Genomic DNA, 15,607 nt, shown 5'->3' with positions numbered 1-15,607 from the left:
CCGGGGACGGCTTCACCGCCATGTCCGGTGCATGCGCCGTGCGCCGATGTGATCGGATGGTGTCTACGGAACCCGGCAACGGGCCCCCACGCGAAAGGAAGAACCGTGGCAACCACGCGCACCGCACACACCGTCTGGGAAGGCAATCTGCTCGAGGGCAACGGCGTCGTGACCTTCGACTCCTCCGGCATCGGCCAGCAGCCGGTGTCGTGGCCGTCGCGCGCCGAGAAGGCGAACGGCAAGACCAGCCCGGAGGAGCTGATCGCCGCCGCCCACTCCAGCTGCTTCTCCATGGCGCTGTCGCACGGCCTGGCCGGCGCCGGCACCCCGCCCACCAAGCTCGAGACGAAGGCCGACGTCACCTTCCAGCCGGGTGAGGGCATCACGGGCATCCACCTCACCGTCGAGGGCACGGTCCCCGGCATCGACAACGACGCGTTCGTCGCCGCCGCCGAGGACGCCAAGAAGAACTGCCCGGTCAGCCAGGCGCTGGCCGGTACGACGATCACCCTGGACGCCAAGCTCGCCTGACGTACACACATACGAGGTGCCGCGCCCGCCGGGAAGGGGGCGCGGCACCGCCGTTTCCGGGGTATGGGCCAGGGGGCCGAAGGCGTCAGCCGCGGCCCGACGGCATTGACAAGGGGCCACTCAAGTTTTCCGATGGAGGGCGGGGACCGCCCTGGCGGAAGGGGACAGCGATGGCACGTGCGGTGGGGATCGACCTCGGAACGACGAACTCGGTGGTGGCCGTCCTGGAAGGTGGTGAGCCCACCGTCGTCGCCAACGCCGAAGGCGCGCGCACCACTCCGTCGGTGGTGGCCTTCGCCAAGAACGGCGAGGTGCTCGTCGGCGAGGTCGCCAAACGGCAGGCCGTGACGAACGTCGAGCGCACCGCGCGCTCGGTGAAACGGCACATGGGTGACGCACGATGGCGCTTCCCGGACAACGGCGCCGTGGACGGCACCCGTTACCGGGCCCAGGAACTGTCCGCCCGGGTCCTGCAGAAGCTGAAGCGGGACGCCGAGGCGTATCTGGGCGAGGAGGTCACCGATGCCGTGATCACCGTGCCCGCCTACTTCGACGACGCCCAGCGACAGGCCACCAAGGAGGCCGGTGGGATCGCGGGGCTGAAGGTCCTGCGGATCGTCAACGAGCCGACGGCCGCGGCCCTCGCGTACGGTCTCGACCGCGCGGAGGAGCAGACGGTCCTCGTCTTCGACCTCGGCGGCGGCACGTTCGACGTCTCCCTCCTGGAGATCGGCGACGGAGTCATCGAGGTGAAGGCCACCAACGGCGACACCCGCCTCGGCGGCGACGACTGGGACCAGCGGATCGTCGACCATCTGGTCAAACGGTTCAAGGGGCAGTACGGCATCGACCTCGGCGCCGACAAGATGGCGCTGCAACGGCTGCGGGAGGGCGCCGAGAAGGCCAAGATCGAGCTGTCCGGTGCCACCGAGACGACCGTCAACCTGCCCTACATCACCGCTTCCGCCGAGGGGCCGCTGCATCTCGAGGAGAAACTGACCCGCGCCCGCTTCCAGGAACTCACCGCCGATCTGCTGGACCGCTGCCGGACGCCGTTCCACCAGGCGGTCGAGGACGCCGGTGTGCAGCTGTCCGCGATCGACCACGTCATCCTGGTCGGCGGCTCCACCCGCATGCCCGCCGTCACCGACCTGGTGAAGGATCTCACCGGCAAGGAGCCGCACAAGGGTGTCAACCCCGACGAGGTCGTGGCCGTGGGCGCGACCCTGCAGGCCGGTGTCATCCGCGGCGACGTCAAGGACGTCCTGCTGCTCGACGTCACCCCGCTGTCCCTCGGCATCGAGACCAAGGGCGGCATCATGACCAAGCTGATCGAACGCAACACGACCATTCCCACACGGCGTTCGGAGATCTTCACCACCGCCGAGGACAACCAGCCGTCGGTCGGTGTCCAGGTCTACCAGGGCGAGCGCGAGATGGCCGCCCACAACAAGAAGCTCGGGGTCTTCGACCTGACCGGACTGCCGCCCGCACCGCGCGGAGTACCGCAGATCGAGGTGGCCTTCGACATCGACGCCGACGGGATCATGCACGTCTTTGCCAAGGACCTGGCGACGGGCCGGGAGCAGAAGATGACGGTGACCGGTGGCTCCGCACTCCCCAAGGACGAGATCGAGCGGATGATGCGGGACGCGGAGCAGTACGCGGAGGAGGACCGCAGGCTCCGGGAGACCGCGGAGACGCGCAACCAGGCCGAGCAACTCGTGTACCGGACCGAGAAGTTCCTGCGGGACAACGAGGAAGGCGTTCCGGCGGACGCCAGGGACGAGGTGACGGCCGCGGCGGCCGGGCTGAAGGATCTGCTGAAGGACGAGGCCGACACGGCGGCGCTGCGCGCCGGGATCGAGAATCTGGCCGCGGTGAGCCAGCGGATGGGGCAGGCGATGTACGCCAGCGCCCAGGCCGGGCCGTCCGGATCCGGCGGTACCGGCGACGAACGGAGCCCCTCCGACGACGAGTCGGTGGTGGACGCCGAGATCGTCGACGACGGCGGGAACCCGAAGGGCGGAGCGGCCTGAGGCGGATGAGGTCACGGGGTGTGGCGCCCGGGACGGGCTCAGGACCTGCGCGCGACCCCCGCGTACACCGGCACGATGCCCTCCGCCTGGGCCGCCACGTCGTCCGGCTCCGGCCGCCACCCGGAGACGGGGATCACCCCGGGTCCCAGCAGGTCCAGTCCGTCGAAGAAGCGCGAGAACTCGGCCAGCGGGCGCGGGAAGAAGGGGGTGCCGCTGTGCCGGAACAGTCCGGCGGCCCGCTCGACGGCCTCGGGGTTCAGGTCCGGTGTGACCTGGGAGACGACCAGGTGGCTGCCCGGGGCGAGTGCCTCGACGTAGCGCTTCAGCAGGTCGTGCACGTCGTCGCCGAGATAGTGCGTCAGTGCGATCAGCGACAGGGCGACCGGCCTTTCGAAGTCCAGGGACTCGGCCGCGCGGCCGAGGACGGTGCCGGGATCGCGGACGTCCGCGTGCACGTAGTCCGTCGTGCCCTCCGCAGAGCCGTGCAGCAGCGCCTGGGCGTGCCGCAGCACGATCGGGTCGTGGTCGGCGTACACCACCCGGGCGTCGCGGGCGACCTCCTGCGCCACCTGGTGGAGATTGGGCTCGGTGGGAATGCCCGTGCCGATGTCGAGGAACTGGCGCACCCCCGCCCGCGCGAGCGTCCGCGTGGCGCGCTCCATGAACCGGCGGTTGGCGCGCGCCCCGCGCCGTACGGTCGGGTCGGCGGAGAGGATCCTCCGGCCCAGTTCCTCGTCGACCGGATAGTTGTCCTTGCCGCCCAGCCACCAGTCGTACACGCGCGCGGGATGGGGCCGGCCGGTGTCGATCCGGCCCGGTGCTGCTTCGTGTCCTGACGTCATACGCGTGCTCCTGAGAAGCCGGGGGCAGGGAAGCGGCCGGGTCAGAAGGTGTCGCGGTACTCCTGGAAGAGCCTTTTCGTCCGCTGGACGGAGGCCGCCTTCGCGGACATGTGGTCCAGCACCTCCAGGTGCATCGACACCTCGGGGCGCGAGTCGAGATAGAGCGCGCCGGTCAGGTACTCGCTGTAGACCATGTCGGGCAGCTCCGGCTCCCCGAAACGGAAAAGGACGAACGGAGTGCAGGCCCCCGGGTGCGGACCGGCGGCGAACTCGGCGACCTGCAGGGTGATCCGTGGATTCCCGGTGGCCTCGATCAGCCTGTCGAGTTGCTCGCGCATCACCTTGGGGTCGGCGCTCACCGGGCGCCGCAGCACGGTCTCGTCCATGATCACCCAGAAGTGCGGCGGGTTCTCGCCGGTGAGCAGCGTCTGCCGGGCCATGCGCAGCGCCACATGCCGCTCGATGTCCTGGGGACGGACCTGTCCCACGGTCCCGGCCTCCAGTACGGCACGGGCGTAGTCCTCGGTCTGCAGCAGCCCGGGCACGAAGTGCGGCTCGTAGGAGCGGACGATACGGGCGGCGCCCTCCAGGCTGACGTGCAGGCTGAACCAGTCGGGCAGCACGTCGTGGTAACGCTGCCACCAGCCGGGCAGGTTGGCCTCCTCGGCAAGCCGGACGAAGGCGGTGACCTCCGGATCGGGCACGCCGTACGTGGACAGCAGCACCTGTAGGTAAGGGATCTTCAGGGCGACCTCGGCGGCCTCCATGCGACGCACGGTCGCCGGTGCTACGCGCAGTATCCGCGCCGCCTCCTCGCGCTTCAGCCCGGCGGCCTCCCGGAGCTCCTGCAGCCGCCGTCCGAGGACCACCTGCCCCACGGTGGGCGCAGCCCGCCGCTCGCTCACGCCACGCCTCCCCTACGCGTCCATGTACGCGAGCAGTGTGGCACGTTCGGACGTACGTCTCATCTGGGCGACCGGAAAACGATGACGTCGACTCAGTTCTCCGTCGTATGAAGGTACTTCGCCGTCGCCGGGTCTGCGGGCAGAAACGTCTCGACGGCCAGTTCCGCCACCGTGACGTCCATCGGGGTGTTGAAGGTGGAGATCGACGAGATGAAGGACAGCACCCTGCCGTCGTGTTCGATCCGCATCGGGAGCGCGAAGTGCGGTACGGGTTCGGCCGGTTCGGATTCGATCCGGTCGGGGACCGGATAGGACGCCACCTCGTCGTACAGCGCTCGCAGCACCTCCGAGCGCCGCAGGGCGATCTGACGCTCCATCTGCGCCAGCAGATGGTCCCGCCACTCGCGCAGGTTGCGGATGCGCGGAGCGAGCCCCTCGGGGTGCAGCGTGAGGCGCATCGCGTTCAGGGGCGGGGCGAGCAACCGCTCCGGGACGCCCTCGAGGAGCATCGTGATGCCCCGGTTCGCCGCCACCACGTCGTACCGCGCGTCCACCACCAGCGCGGGGTAGGGCTCGTAGGCGTGGATCAGCCGTTCCACGCCCTCGCGCAGCGCCCCCATCGAGGGGTCGTCCAGCGGTGTCTCCGGGTAGTGCGGTGCGTAACCCGCGGCCAGCAGCAGCGCGTTGCGCTCGCGTACCGGTACGTCCAGATGCGCGGCGAGCCGCAGGACCATTTCCTCGCTGGGCCGCGAGCGGCCCGTCTCCACGAAGCTGATGTGCCGGGCCGAAGAACCGGCCCGCAGCGCCAACTCCAGCTGGGTGATGTGACGTTGTTCCCGCCAGCCGCGCAGCAGTGCTCCGACGCCCGGTTCGGAAGGGGCCGTCGAGGGGGCGGCGGTGCCGGACGCGAGAATGGTCATGAGACGACGGTAATCGAGGAGTGGTGCATGTACGACAGGCTCGGCCCGTCCTGGGAGGCCACCGCGATCTACCGCGCACGGGTGCGCGGCTGTCTGCTCGCGGGCGCGATGGGCGACGCCCTCGGGTATCCGATCGAGTTCGCCTCCCTGGACCGCATCCGCGCCCTGCACGGCGAGCGGGGCGTCACGGGTCTCGTCCCCGGCGGTGGGGGCGTGGTGGGCCGTGTCACCGACGACACGCAGATGACCCTGTTCACGCTGGAGGGCCTCCGGCAGGCACACGAGCGCGAACGGCACAAGGGCATCGGCGGCGGCTGGTCCCGGCTGGTGCGCGAGGCGTACGGGCGCTGGTTCGACACCCAGCGCCTGCCGGCCCCGCCCGAAGGGGCGACGGGCCTTGCCGCACAGCCCTGGCTGTACGCCCGCCGTGCCCCCGGCAACGCCTGCCTCTCCGGCCTGGCCCTGGACTTCGTCCCCGATCCGACGGCCGAACTGGGCCGCCCCGGCCCGGTCAACTCCGACTCCAAGGGCTGCGGCGCGGTCATGCGCTCGGCGCCCTTCGGACTGGGCCGGGTGCCCGGCGACACCGCGTTCGCCATGGCCGCGCGCTCCGCCCAGACCACCCATGGCCATCCCACGGGCTACTACTCCGCGGGTGCCTTCGCCGCGATCGTCGCCCACCTCGTCGAGGGAGACTCCCTGGAGGGCGCCGTGCTGCGCGCCCTGCGCCTGCTCGCCCGGTACCCCGGCCACGAGGAGACCACGGCCGCCCTGCGCGAGGCCCTCGACCTGGCCGCCGAAGGGTCCCCGACCCCCGAGAAGGTCGAGACGCTCGGTGCGGGCTGGATCGCCGAGCAGGCGTTGGCCATTGCCGTGTACTGCGCGCTCGTGCAGCCGGAGATACGACACGCGCTCCTGCTGTCCGTCAACCACTCAGGTGACAGCGACTCCACGGGCGCCATCTGCGGCAACCTCCTGGGTGCTCACCACGGTGACCATCGGCTGCCGCAGGAGTGGCTGGAGCCGGTCGAGGGACGTGCCGAGATCGCGGTCTGCGCGGACGACTTCGCCGCGGAGTGCGTACGGCGCTGAACGTCCGACCGCGCGTACGGCGTCGTACACGCGTACGACGTCGTACAGGGGGGATGTGTCAGGGTGAGGCGATCCCGCGTCCCACGGAAGGAGCCGGTGATGGCCGTCGAACCGCTGTCGCAGAAGGAGATCGAGGACCGGCTGGCGGAGCTGCCGGGCTGGTCGCAGGACGGCGACCGGATCGCCCGCTCCTACCGGCTCGGCTCGCACTTCGCGGCGACCGCCATGGTCGTGCACATCGCCCAGGTGCAGGAGGAACTCGACCACCACTCCGATCTCACCCTCGGCTACAACACCGTCGTCGTCACGGTGAACACCCACAGTGTGGGCGGCGCGATCACCGAACTCGACTTCCGGCTGGCCCGGCGGATCGAGGAACTGGCCCCCGGGCACGGCGCCCACTGAGCGGAGGTCACCATGCTCGACTACGAGGCCGAGGCCGACGCCTACGACGCCACGCGCGGCGGCGAACCCCGGGCCGGGGCCGCCGCCGAGGCCGTGCTCGGGCTGGTACCGGAGGACGCCGGCCGGCTGCTGGACGTGGCCTGCGGCACCGGGATCGTGACCCGGCGGCTCGCGGCCGGTCGGCCAGGACTGCGGGTGACCGGCGCCGATCTGACCCATGCGATGGCCCGGCTGGCCGTCGCACGGCTGCCCGGCGCCGTCGTCCGAGCCGACTGCCGCCGGCTGCCCGTCCAGGACCAGGCGTTCGAGGCGGTCACGACCATCTGGCTGCTGCACCTCCTCCAGGGTCCCGAGGACGCGCGGGCCGTGGTCACCGAGTGCGCCCGGGCCCTGCGGCCGGGCGGTGTGTACATCACCACCGTCGACAAGGCAGCAGCCCACGACGTGGGCAGCGACATCGACACCGCCCTGGCCGTGCGCCCGCGCCGCCCGGCGCTGGACGCCGCGGAGACCGTCACGGAGTACGCGGCCGCGTGCGGCCTGGTCCCGGCCGGGCAGGCCCGCTTCCCCGGGGTCGGGCAGGGACGCAGCCCGCGCAGGACGATGGAGGACCTGCGCCGCGGCTGGTTCACGACGACGGGACCCGGCGATCCGACGGGCGACCGGATCGCCGCGCGCCTCGCGGCACTGCCGGACCAGGACCGCCCACGCCCGGACCCGGTGTTCACGCTGCGGGCGTTCCGCAAGGGGTGAGGGGTACCGGCCACGTACCGGCGCCGGGGCAGGTCATCCGGAGACGGTCTTCGGCCAGTCCCGGTCGACCGTCCGCCGCGCCTTCTCCAGTTGTGCGTCCGTCGGGAACTGCGGCGTTCCCTCGACGGTCGGCAGCCGGGCGGCGGCGGCCTCGTCGAGCGTGCCGTCCTGCTTCATGGTGTCCATGAGCACGGGGCGGGCGTAGCCGGCGAGCCGCAGGTTCTGGCCCTCGGTGCTGAAGAGGTACTCCTCCCACAGGCGGGCGGCGGCGGGGTGCGGGGCGTTCTTGTTGATCGCCTGTGCGTAGTACTGGGCGAAGTTGCCGTCCAGGGGGATCGCCACGTTCCAGTCCACCCCCTTGGCGCGAAGCCCTTCGGCATAGCCGAGGTTGAGGTAGTCCCAGTTGATGCTGATGGGTGTCCGCCCGGTCTTGACGGCCCCGGAGGTCGACTCGAGAGGGTTGAAGTTGCCGCTCTTCCTCAGCTCGGCGAAGAAGTCCAGACCGGGCCGGATGTTGTCGAACGACCCGTCGTTCGCCAGCGCGGCGGCGAAGACGGCGGAGAAGGCGGAGTTGGCCCGGGTGGGGTCGCCCTCCAGGGCCACCCTGCCCTGGTAACCGGGTTTGAGCAGTTCGGCGAAGGTCCCGGGACAGGGCTTGACGCGGTTGGCGTCGCATCCGATCGAGATATAGCCGCCGTAGTTGTTGTACCAGTGGGCCCCCGGGTCCTTCTGGGTGGCCGGGATGGAGTCCCATGCGGCGACCTTGTACGGCGCGAGCAGGTTCCGGCTGGCCGCCGACCGCGCGAATGTGTCGCCCAGGTCGATCACGTCCGGTGCCGTCCGCTCCTTCCCGCTCCTGACCAGGGTGTCGATCTCGTCCTCGCTGTGGGCGTCGGGACGGTCGACCGTGACCCTGATCCCGTACTTCTTCTCGAAGCCGTCGATCAGACCGCCGTAGTTGGCCCAGTCGCGCGGAATTGCGATCGCCCGGAGCGCGCCCTCCTTCTTCGCCGAGGTGATCAGTGCGCCCATACCGCCCGCGTCCGTGGCTGAGGTGGCCACGGAGGGGTGCCTGGGCCGCTCGGGCGCACCGCTCTCGCAGGCCCCCGGCGCCAGGAGGACGAGACAGCAGAGCGCGGCCGCTGCTCGGGCCCGGGGTGCGGTCACGACGGCTCCAGAGGGTGCGATGTGCGAGGAGGGTGGTCACGGAGAACGTCTGTCATCGGGCCGCCGGAGCGAACCGCCGGTGCCGTCGGTGTACGGGCCGCCGTGTGTCTGCGCGCAGCACCCCGGCGCGCTCGCGGAGTCCGGGAAGCGGTCGGGGTCGGCACGGCTTCACGCCCCGGGCCACACGTTCCGTCCGGGCCGCCGAGGTCTCGCGCGGGGGCGGAGCGGCGGGTTCTTCGCGGTGCTTCCCGGCCCCCTGGTCTGCCGGCCTCCTCGGGTCCACTGCGACGACATGGTCATCGAGGTCAGCGTACCTGGCGCCTCCGTGGTGCGACGGCTGCGCGAAGGCCTGCGATCAGCGCGTTTCCCCGGCGGACCGGCGGTCCGCCCGCCCCGTCCGGCCGTTGTGTGCGGCGTGTCGTCCACGGCGGCCGGGGGCCCGCGCGACCTCTCACAGGACCGTGTCGTCCCACTGCTCGAGCAGCATCTCGCCGAGGTCCTCCGCCCCGGGCGAGGCGCCGCCGCGCAGCGACTGCTCGGCCCAGATGACCTTTCCGGTGGGGGTGTAGCGGGTGCCCCATCGTTCGGTCAGCTGGGCGACCAGGAAGAGTCCGCGGCCGCCCTCGTCGGTGACGTTCGCCCGGCGCAGGCGCGGCGAGGTGCTGCTGCCGTCGCAGACTTCGTGGATCAGGGTGCGGTCGTGGATCAGGCGGACGGTGATGGGGTCGCCGCCGTAGCGGATGGCGTTGGTGATCAGCTCGCTGAGCACGAGCTCGGCGGTGAAGGAGATCCCCTCCAGGCCCCACTGCGCCAGCCGGTCGGTGCAGGCGCTGCGCACCGCGGACACGGCCGCCGCGTCGCAGGGCACCTGCCACTCGGCGATCCGGGCGGGGTCGAGCCTGCGGACGCGGGCCACGAGCAGGGCGATGTCGTCCTTGGGCCGGGCGGGCAGCATGGCGTCCATCACCGCCTCACAGGTGGCCTCCGGGGTGCGATCGGGGCCGGTCAGAGCGGCGCGCAGGGCCGCCAGACCGGCGTCCAGATCGCGGTCCGCGTCCACGACGAGGCCGTCGGTGTAGAGCACCAGCCGCGATCCCTCGGGCAGGGTCAGGTCGGTGCACTCGAAGGGCAGTCCCGCGCCCAGCCCGAGTGGCGTGGAGACGGGCACCGGGGGGAAGTCCACGGTCCCGTCGGGATGGACGAGGGCCGGTCCGGGATGGCCGGCGGTGGCGATGACCAGATGACCGGAGGTGGGGTCGTAGACGGCGTACTGACAGGTCGCGCCGGTGATCACCTGCTCGTGCCCTTCGTCCGCGTCGATCTGGGCCACCAGCTCGTCCAGCCGGCCCAGCAGCTCCTCCGGGGGCATGTCCAGTCCGGAGAAGTTGTGCACGGCGGTGCGCAGCCGGCCCATGGTCGCCGCGGCATGCAGACCGTGACCGACGACATCGCCGACCACCAGCGCCACCCGGGTGCCGGACAGCGGGATGACGTCGAACCAGTCCCCGCCCACCCCGGCCTGGGCGGGGAGATAGCGGGAGGCCACCTCGAGGGCGGACTGCTCGGGCAGTCCCTGCGGCAGCAGGCTGTGCTGCAGGGTCACCGCCATGGCGTGTTCCCGGGTGTAGCGGCGGGCGTTGTCGATGCAGACCGCGGCCCGGGTGCCGAGTTCCTCGGCGAAGGACACGTCCTCGTCGTCGAAGGGCGGGGAGGCGCCGGTCCGCCAGAACATCGCCATGCCCAGTACGACCCCGCGGGCCCGCAGCGGGACCACGAGCAGGGAGTGGATGCCGTGGTCGACGATCCGCCGGGTGCGTTCGGGTTCCTGGGCGCGCCAGTCCTTCAGCGTGCGCAGATCCTTGACCAGGACCGTCCGGTTGGTGGCCATCGCGGTGGCGATGGGATGGGCGTCGCCGACGGGGATCAGCTCGCCGACGGGATGCAGCAGGTGGGACTTGTCCAGGCCCGCGACCGCGATCCGCCGCAACTGCGTGGTCTCGTCGGAGGACTCCTCGCCGTGCAGGACGGGGTCCAGCAGCTCGACGGTGGTGACGTCGGCGAAGCGCGGCACCGCCACCTCCGCCAGCTCCTCGGCCGTGCGTGTCACATCCAGCGTGGTGCCGACCCTGATGCCGGCGTCGTAGAGCAGCCGCAGGCGTTCCCGCGCGCCCTCCGCCCTGCCGGAGAGGGCGCGCAGCTCGGTGGTGTCCCGCAAGGTCACCACGCATCCGGCGGTTCCATGGGGTGCGGTGGGCCGTTTGTTGATCGCCAGGAGCCGGTCGCCCGCCAGGTACACCTCGTCGGTGGCCGAGCGGTCGGAGACGAGCAGCGCGACGATGTCCGGCTCAAGACCGAGTCCGTCGACATGACGCTGTTCGGCGTTCGCCGGGAGGTCCAGCAGCCGGCGTGCCTCGTCGTTGGCCAGCACCAGCCGCCCGTCGCAGTCGAGGATCAGAACCCCTTCCCGGACGGCGTGCAGTACCGCGTCGTGGTGTTCGTACATCCGGGTCATCTCGGCCGGGCCCAGGCCATGGGTCTGCCGCCGCAGTCGCCTGCTCACCAGTGCCGCGCCGCCCGCGGCGATGACGAGGGCCCCGGCGGCGCCCCCGAACAGGTAGGGCAGCTGCTGGTTCATGCTGTGCCGGACCTTCTCGACCGTGACGGGCACGGCGACGACCGCGACGACGGAGCCGTCGGGCGCCCTCACGGGCACCGCCGAGACCACGGAAAGCCCCAGGGAGCCGTGAAAGGTGCTGGTGAACGCCCTGCCGTCGGCCGCCTGCCCGTAGGGGCCGATGACATGCTTACCGATCTGGCTCGGATCGCTGTGGGTGAGGGTGACCCCGTCCAGCGTGTACACGATGATGGCGTCGACGCCGGCGGCCTTCCGGGCCGCCTCGGCGTCCGGTTGCAGCACCGCGGTCGGGTCGGGACTCTTCAGGGCCTCCACGATCCCGGGCGCGTGCGCGAAGGTCTGCGCGGTCGCGAGCGTACGGTGCTCGGCGTCGGCCATGCTGTCGCGCCGGGCCTGGACCACGAGGGCCACCAGCGCGGCGGCGACGAGCAGTGCCACGACCAGCAACTGCAGAAGGAATACCTGGCCCGCCAGGCTGCGCATGTTCGGTACCGGGTGCAGGCGCCGCGGTCGCCACCGTCGCCGCCCGCCAGAGGGCCGACCGAGGTCCTGCCCCTGGTGCCCTTCGACGGGGCGGGGAGGCTCACCGGTCCGATGGACCCGGGGCGTGTCCGACGCCCCATGACCATCGTGACCCGAAACTCCGCGCATACCCCTTTTGTATCGCTTCTTGCCCGATGACCACGGGCTGTGGGCGTCACGGATCGGCTCGCACGGCGTGGTGGCGAGCGGTCCTCGGACGGCCTCCGGCACGGCGTACGGCACGTCCGCCCGGTCCGCCGGGACGGGCCCCGGCGGACCGGGCGACCCGCCGCACCCGGGCCGGGCCGCTGAGCCGACCGGTGTGCGACGAGGTGACGGGCTGCGGCCCGACATGGTGGAGCGGCCGCCGGGCCGTCCCCTCCGGCGCCGCCGCGTCCGGCCATGGTCCACCGGGCGGAAGGGGAACCCGGGACCGGTGCCGCCCTCTCCGGTCCGGACGGGCACGCGGCTTCCGGCGGTACGGCCGAGGACCGCGCACCGCCTCGAGCACCTCCCGGGGCTCCGAGCGGCCGGTGCCGTCCCGGTCCGCCCTCGTCGTCAGGTGACGTCGGCGGGCCGGGGCCCGCCGCCACGGGCCAGACCCTCGCGGATGGCGAACTCCACGGCCGAGTAGTCACCGTCCTGCCGCTCCAGCTCGCACGGCACCGCCGCGCACAGCGCAGGCTGCGCCATGAAGCGAGGGCGTGTGCCGTGGTGGGGCTGGGCGGCGTGGACGAGGAACGGGTGGCACAGGTAGACGTCCCCGGGGCGCCCGGTGGCGTGGTCGACCGGGCGGTGGGCGGAGGCCGCGTCGACCTTCGGCCCGAGCTCCAGGAAGGAGGCGCCGCGTTCGCCGTACGGCTCCAGGACCGGCGGTACGTCGAGATGCGAGCCCACGCGGATACGCGTCGGGGCATCCTCCTCACCGACCTCGGAGAACAGGAAGAGCATGAGCAGCGCGCGGTCCTTCGACCACAGGTTCGTGTGCCACAGCGTGGCGCCCTCCGGCAGGTAGCTGCCCTCGATGTGCCAGCCCGCGTCGTCCGGCTCCTCCTCGTGCGGGAAGCGCAGCGGAAAGCTGCCGAGCGCGTACCGCGGTTGCCAGCGGTGCTCGCCGCACAGCAGGTCGAAGGCCTCGTGCAGCGCGGGGGAGTTGGCCGCGGCGGCGAACGGGCCCTGCGCCATGGCGGACACCCAGTGCACCGGGTCCTGCCAGGTGCCGGGATCGCCGGGGTCGTACCCGGTCTCCTTCCACAGCAGCCGCGCACATCCCTCGGCGACGCGCGGCGGAAAGGCACCCTCGATCTTCACGAACCCGTCCCGCAGGAAGCGTTCCACCGACTCGTCGTCCATGAGGTACATCGTGGGAGACGGCCGGGACCGGGCGCATCCCGTTTTTCCGGGACCGGGCGCATGCCGTTCACGGCGAGGCCGGAGCGGATGGTCCCCTCGCACTCCGTGCCGTTTCCGGAGGTGCGTTTGCCGGACCGGCAACAGAACTGGCCGTGCCCGGTGCGCGGGCCCAGTCTGGGAACCTCCGGACGAGAGGCTCACGACCATGGCACACCACCACCACGATCACGACGACCACACGGACATCGACTGGGCCGTGATGGCTCCCCTGCTCGAGGCGCAGGCCGAGTTGTTCACGCCGCTGTACGAGAGGGCCATGGCCTGGCTCGCGCAGGAGGTGCCGGGACCGGGCCTGATCGTCGACTCGGGCAGTGGGCCGGGTGTCGTCTCCTGTCTGTTCGCCGAGGCGTTTCCGAGCGCGCGGATCGTCGCGGTGGACGGCTCCGAGCCGCTGCTGGAGCGGGCGCGTGCCCGGGCGGAACGACTGGGACTCGCCGACCGTTTCGGCACGGTCGCGGGTGAACTCCCCGAAGTTCTGGACGACTTGCCCTATCCGGCCGACCTGTTGTGGGCGAGCAACAGTCTGCACCACCTCGGTGACCAGCGGGCCGCGCTGGCCGCGTTCGCCGCGCGGCTGGCGCCCGGCGGCACGCTCGCCCTGCTGGAGGGCGGGCTGCCGGCCCGGTTCCTGCCGCGGGACATCGGCATCGGTCGTCCGGGGTTGCAGGCGCGGATCGACGCGGTGGAGGCCGAGTGGTTCGCGCGGATGCGGGCCTCGCTGCCCGGCGCGGTCACCGAGACCGAGGACTGGCCGGCGCTGCTGTCCGCCGCGGGCCTGAAGCACACCGGTACCCGGAGCTTCCTGCTGGACCTGCCCGCACCGGTCTCCGACCGGGCACGGGCCTACGTCGTCGCATCCCTGAGCCGGCTCCGCGAGGCCCTGGAGGAGGACCTCGACCGTGAGGACCGTGCCGCGCTCGACCGGCTGCTCGACCCGCGGGACGAGGCGAGCGTGCACCACAGGAGTGATGTGTTCGTGCTGAAGGCGCACACGGTGTACACGGCCGTACGGACCTCCTGAGGCCGGTCGGTCCCCTGACTCGGAGAGCGCTCGATCCGGTGAACTCCCCCCGGCTTCACCGAGATACGGGGGCCATCACCCCGACGGCCCGGTGACGGTCGCGGGGCGCGCCGTCGGCCACGACGGGGTACGGGCCGTCACCGAGACCACCCTGAAGGAGTTCGGGCGGCTCGACACGGTGGTCGCCGGCGCAGGGTTCGCCCCCCACGACACGGCCGCCGAGGGCGATCCGGTCCGGTGGAGCGAGTCGGTGCCGACCGATGTGCTCGCTCCCGCGCCGCTCGTCAGGGCCTCGATCGACGCCCTGCAGGACCCGGGGCCGGGTCCTGCCGGTGGGCGGTCCCGTGGCCGTCCGTCCGATCGGGCAGCCCGACCGAGGGGCGCAGGCTGCCCGGTACCGCGGGACCGGGCAGCCGGGCCTCGTTTCAGTTGCTCTGGATGAACTGCTGGGCCAGCGATTGGCCGAGGGAGACGGCGGCGCTGTGACTCTCGATCGGCGACACCTGCGAGTTCTTGAACAGGATGTACGTCACGCCCGAGTCCGCACCGCCGGTCTCCGGGTCCGGGTCGATGCCGAGAGCGTTCGCGGTGGCGTACGAGGCCTCACCGATGATCTGCGTGGGGCCGGTGTCGCCGACGACCGCGTACTCGACCTTGTTGTTGTAGATGACGGCCACCACGCCGCCGCCCTTGATGCCGGCGCTGGAGTACTTCCAGATGCTGCTGGCGCTCGGCACGACGACGTACGGCAGCGAGTCGGCGCGCAGGGGCCTGCCGTCGGACTGGTGGAAGGCGGTGTCGTCCTGGAACCAGGGGTCGGTGTCGCCGTTGCAGTTGGCCGTGACCTGGCCGTCGCAGTCGATGTCCATGTCGGCCTTCCAGAACACCGCGCCGTTCTTGCCGCACACGGGGATGGTGGCCGAGGTCTCGTCGTCGGTCCTGTACTTGCCGTTCGATATCTGCGAACAGGACGTCACCTTGGCCAGCAGGGCGGACGCGCTGACGGTGCCCTCCTGAGGGGACTTGGGGGCGGCCGCTCCCGATGCGTTCGTGGGGAGCACCGCGGTGGCGAGAAGTGCGGCGCCGGAGGCCGCGGCGAGGGTCAGTGTTCGAGTGCGCACTGTGGGGGACCCTTCTGTTAGGAAACTTTCCTTACCGGGTGCCGTACAAGGTGGACCGACTTGCATGACCGCGTCAACCCCCTTGAGGCAAAGGGGATTTCGGCTTCGGCCGATCCGGCTCGGGAAGGGCCGGATCACGGCCGGCGCGCAGCCCGCTGACCATCGGTGTTCTGGGCTCCGCCTCGGCCGGGCCCATGGCGCAGGCCACCCGCGGGCCGGTCGGGACACCGTGGTGCCGGAC

General features: G+C 71.6%; 13 protein-coding genes. 6 read left to right on the top strand and 7 right to left on the bottom strand.

The window, feature by feature from the left end; genetic code table 11:
• Positions 1-105: 105 nt before the first annotated feature.
• Together ACSHXN_RS09695 and dnaK are read left to right on the top strand one after the other, a co-directional pair.
• On the top strand, positions 106-531 hold the full coding sequence (locus ACSHXN_RS09695; RefSeq protein ID WP_355128285.1) for an OsmC family protein: 426 nt from the start codon (positions 106-108) through the stop codon (positions 529-531).
• Between the two features lie 170 nt (positions 532-701).
• Positions 702-2,570, top strand: coding sequence for a molecular chaperone DnaK (dnaK, locus tag ACSHXN_RS09690; RefSeq protein ID WP_438302944.1), 1,869 nt, complete (start codon positions 702-704; stop codon positions 2,568-2,570).
• Between the two features lie 38 nt (positions 2,571-2,608).
• Here the strand turns inward: dnaK and ACSHXN_RS09685 are convergent, their stop codons facing one another.
• From ACSHXN_RS09685 to ACSHXN_RS09675, 3 genes are all read right to left on the bottom strand, one after another.
• The gene (locus ACSHXN_RS09685) at positions 2,609-3,412 is read right to left on the bottom strand and encodes an SAM-dependent methyltransferase (protein ID WP_356109347.1); all 804 of its coding nucleotides are present in this window, start codon (positions 3,410-3,412) and stop codon (positions 2,609-2,611) included.
• A gap of 41 nt (positions 3,413-3,453) precedes the next feature.
• Positions 3,454-4,317, bottom strand: a complete 864-nt coding sequence (locus ACSHXN_RS09680; protein ID WP_355128291.1) for a helix-turn-helix domain-containing protein — start codon at positions 4,315-4,317, stop codon at positions 3,454-3,456.
• 92 nt (positions 4,318-4,409) lie between these two features.
• Positions 4,410-5,237 carry a helix-turn-helix domain-containing protein gene (locus ACSHXN_RS09675; protein WP_355128293.1) on the bottom strand — a complete coding sequence of 276 codons (828 nt, stop codon included), beginning with the start codon at positions 5,235-5,237 and terminating at the stop codon, positions 4,410-4,412.
• 27 nt (positions 5,238-5,264) lie between these two features.
• Here ACSHXN_RS09675 and ACSHXN_RS09670 point away from each other — a divergent pair, with 27 nt between their 5' ends.
• The 3 genes from ACSHXN_RS09670 to ACSHXN_RS09660 all read left to right on the top strand — a co-directional run bounded on the left by ACSHXN_RS09670 (position 5,265) and on the right by ACSHXN_RS09660 (position 7,487).
• Entirely contained in the window at positions 5,265-6,329 is a 1,065-nt protein-coding gene (locus ACSHXN_RS09670; RefSeq protein ID WP_355128295.1) for an ADP-ribosylglycohydrolase family protein, read from the top strand.
• 99 nt (positions 6,330-6,428) lie between these two features.
• Positions 6,429-6,734: a 4a-hydroxytetrahydrobiopterin dehydratase gene (locus tag ACSHXN_RS09665; RefSeq protein WP_355128297.1), complete on the top strand. Its 306-nt coding sequence runs from the start codon at positions 6,429-6,431 to the stop codon at positions 6,732-6,734.
• A 12-nt stretch (positions 6,735-6,746) separates the two neighbouring features.
• Positions 6,747-7,487 carry a class I SAM-dependent methyltransferase gene (locus ACSHXN_RS09660; protein ID WP_383352905.1) on the top strand — a complete coding sequence of 247 codons (741 nt, stop codon included), beginning with the start codon at positions 6,747-6,749 and terminating at the stop codon, positions 7,485-7,487.
• 33 nt (positions 7,488-7,520) lie between these two features.
• Here the strand turns inward: ACSHXN_RS09660 and ACSHXN_RS09655 are convergent, their stop codons facing one another.
• The 3 genes from ACSHXN_RS09655 to ACSHXN_RS09645 form a co-directional block, all read right to left on the bottom strand.
• Positions 7,521-8,654 carry an ABC transporter substrate-binding protein gene (locus ACSHXN_RS09655; protein ID WP_438302943.1) on the bottom strand — a complete coding sequence of 378 codons (1,134 nt, stop codon included), beginning with the start codon at positions 8,652-8,654 and terminating at the stop codon, positions 7,521-7,523.
• A gap of 451 nt (positions 8,655-9,105) precedes the next feature.
• On the bottom strand, positions 9,106-11,772 hold the full coding sequence (locus ACSHXN_RS09650) for a SpoIIE family protein phosphatase (protein ID WP_438302942.1): 2,667 nt from the start codon (positions 11,770-11,772) through the stop codon (positions 9,106-9,108).
• A 597-nt stretch (positions 11,773-12,369) separates the two neighbouring features.
• Positions 12,370-13,164 (bottom strand): phytanoyl-CoA dioxygenase family protein, encoded by a 795-nt coding sequence (locus ACSHXN_RS09645; protein ID WP_355128303.1) that lies wholly within the window; start codon positions 13,162-13,164, stop codon positions 12,370-12,372.
• A 205-nt stretch (positions 13,165-13,369) separates the two neighbouring features.
• Between ACSHXN_RS09645 and ACSHXN_RS09640 the strand changes: the two genes are divergently transcribed.
• Positions 13,370-14,245, top strand: a complete 876-nt coding sequence (locus tag ACSHXN_RS09640; RefSeq protein WP_355128305.1) for a class I SAM-dependent methyltransferase — start codon at positions 13,370-13,372, stop codon at positions 14,243-14,245.
• 425 nt (positions 14,246-14,670) lie between these two features.
• Here ACSHXN_RS09640 and ACSHXN_RS09635 read toward each other — a convergent pair whose 3' ends face one another.
• The gene (locus tag ACSHXN_RS09635) at positions 14,671-15,366 is read right to left on the bottom strand and encodes a glycoside hydrolase family 75 protein (protein WP_355128307.1); all 696 of its coding nucleotides are present in this window, start codon (positions 15,364-15,366) and stop codon (positions 14,671-14,673) included.
• Positions 15,367-15,607: the final 241 nt, after the last annotated feature.

This window comes from Streptomyces sp. HUAS TT11 (genome assembly GCF_051553595.1).
Lineage (GTDB): Bacteria > Actinomycetota > Actinomycetes > Streptomycetales > Streptomycetaceae > Streptomyces.
The sequence above is the reverse complement of the archived record's forward strand: the minus strand, read 5'-3'. Positions and strand labels throughout refer to the sequence as shown.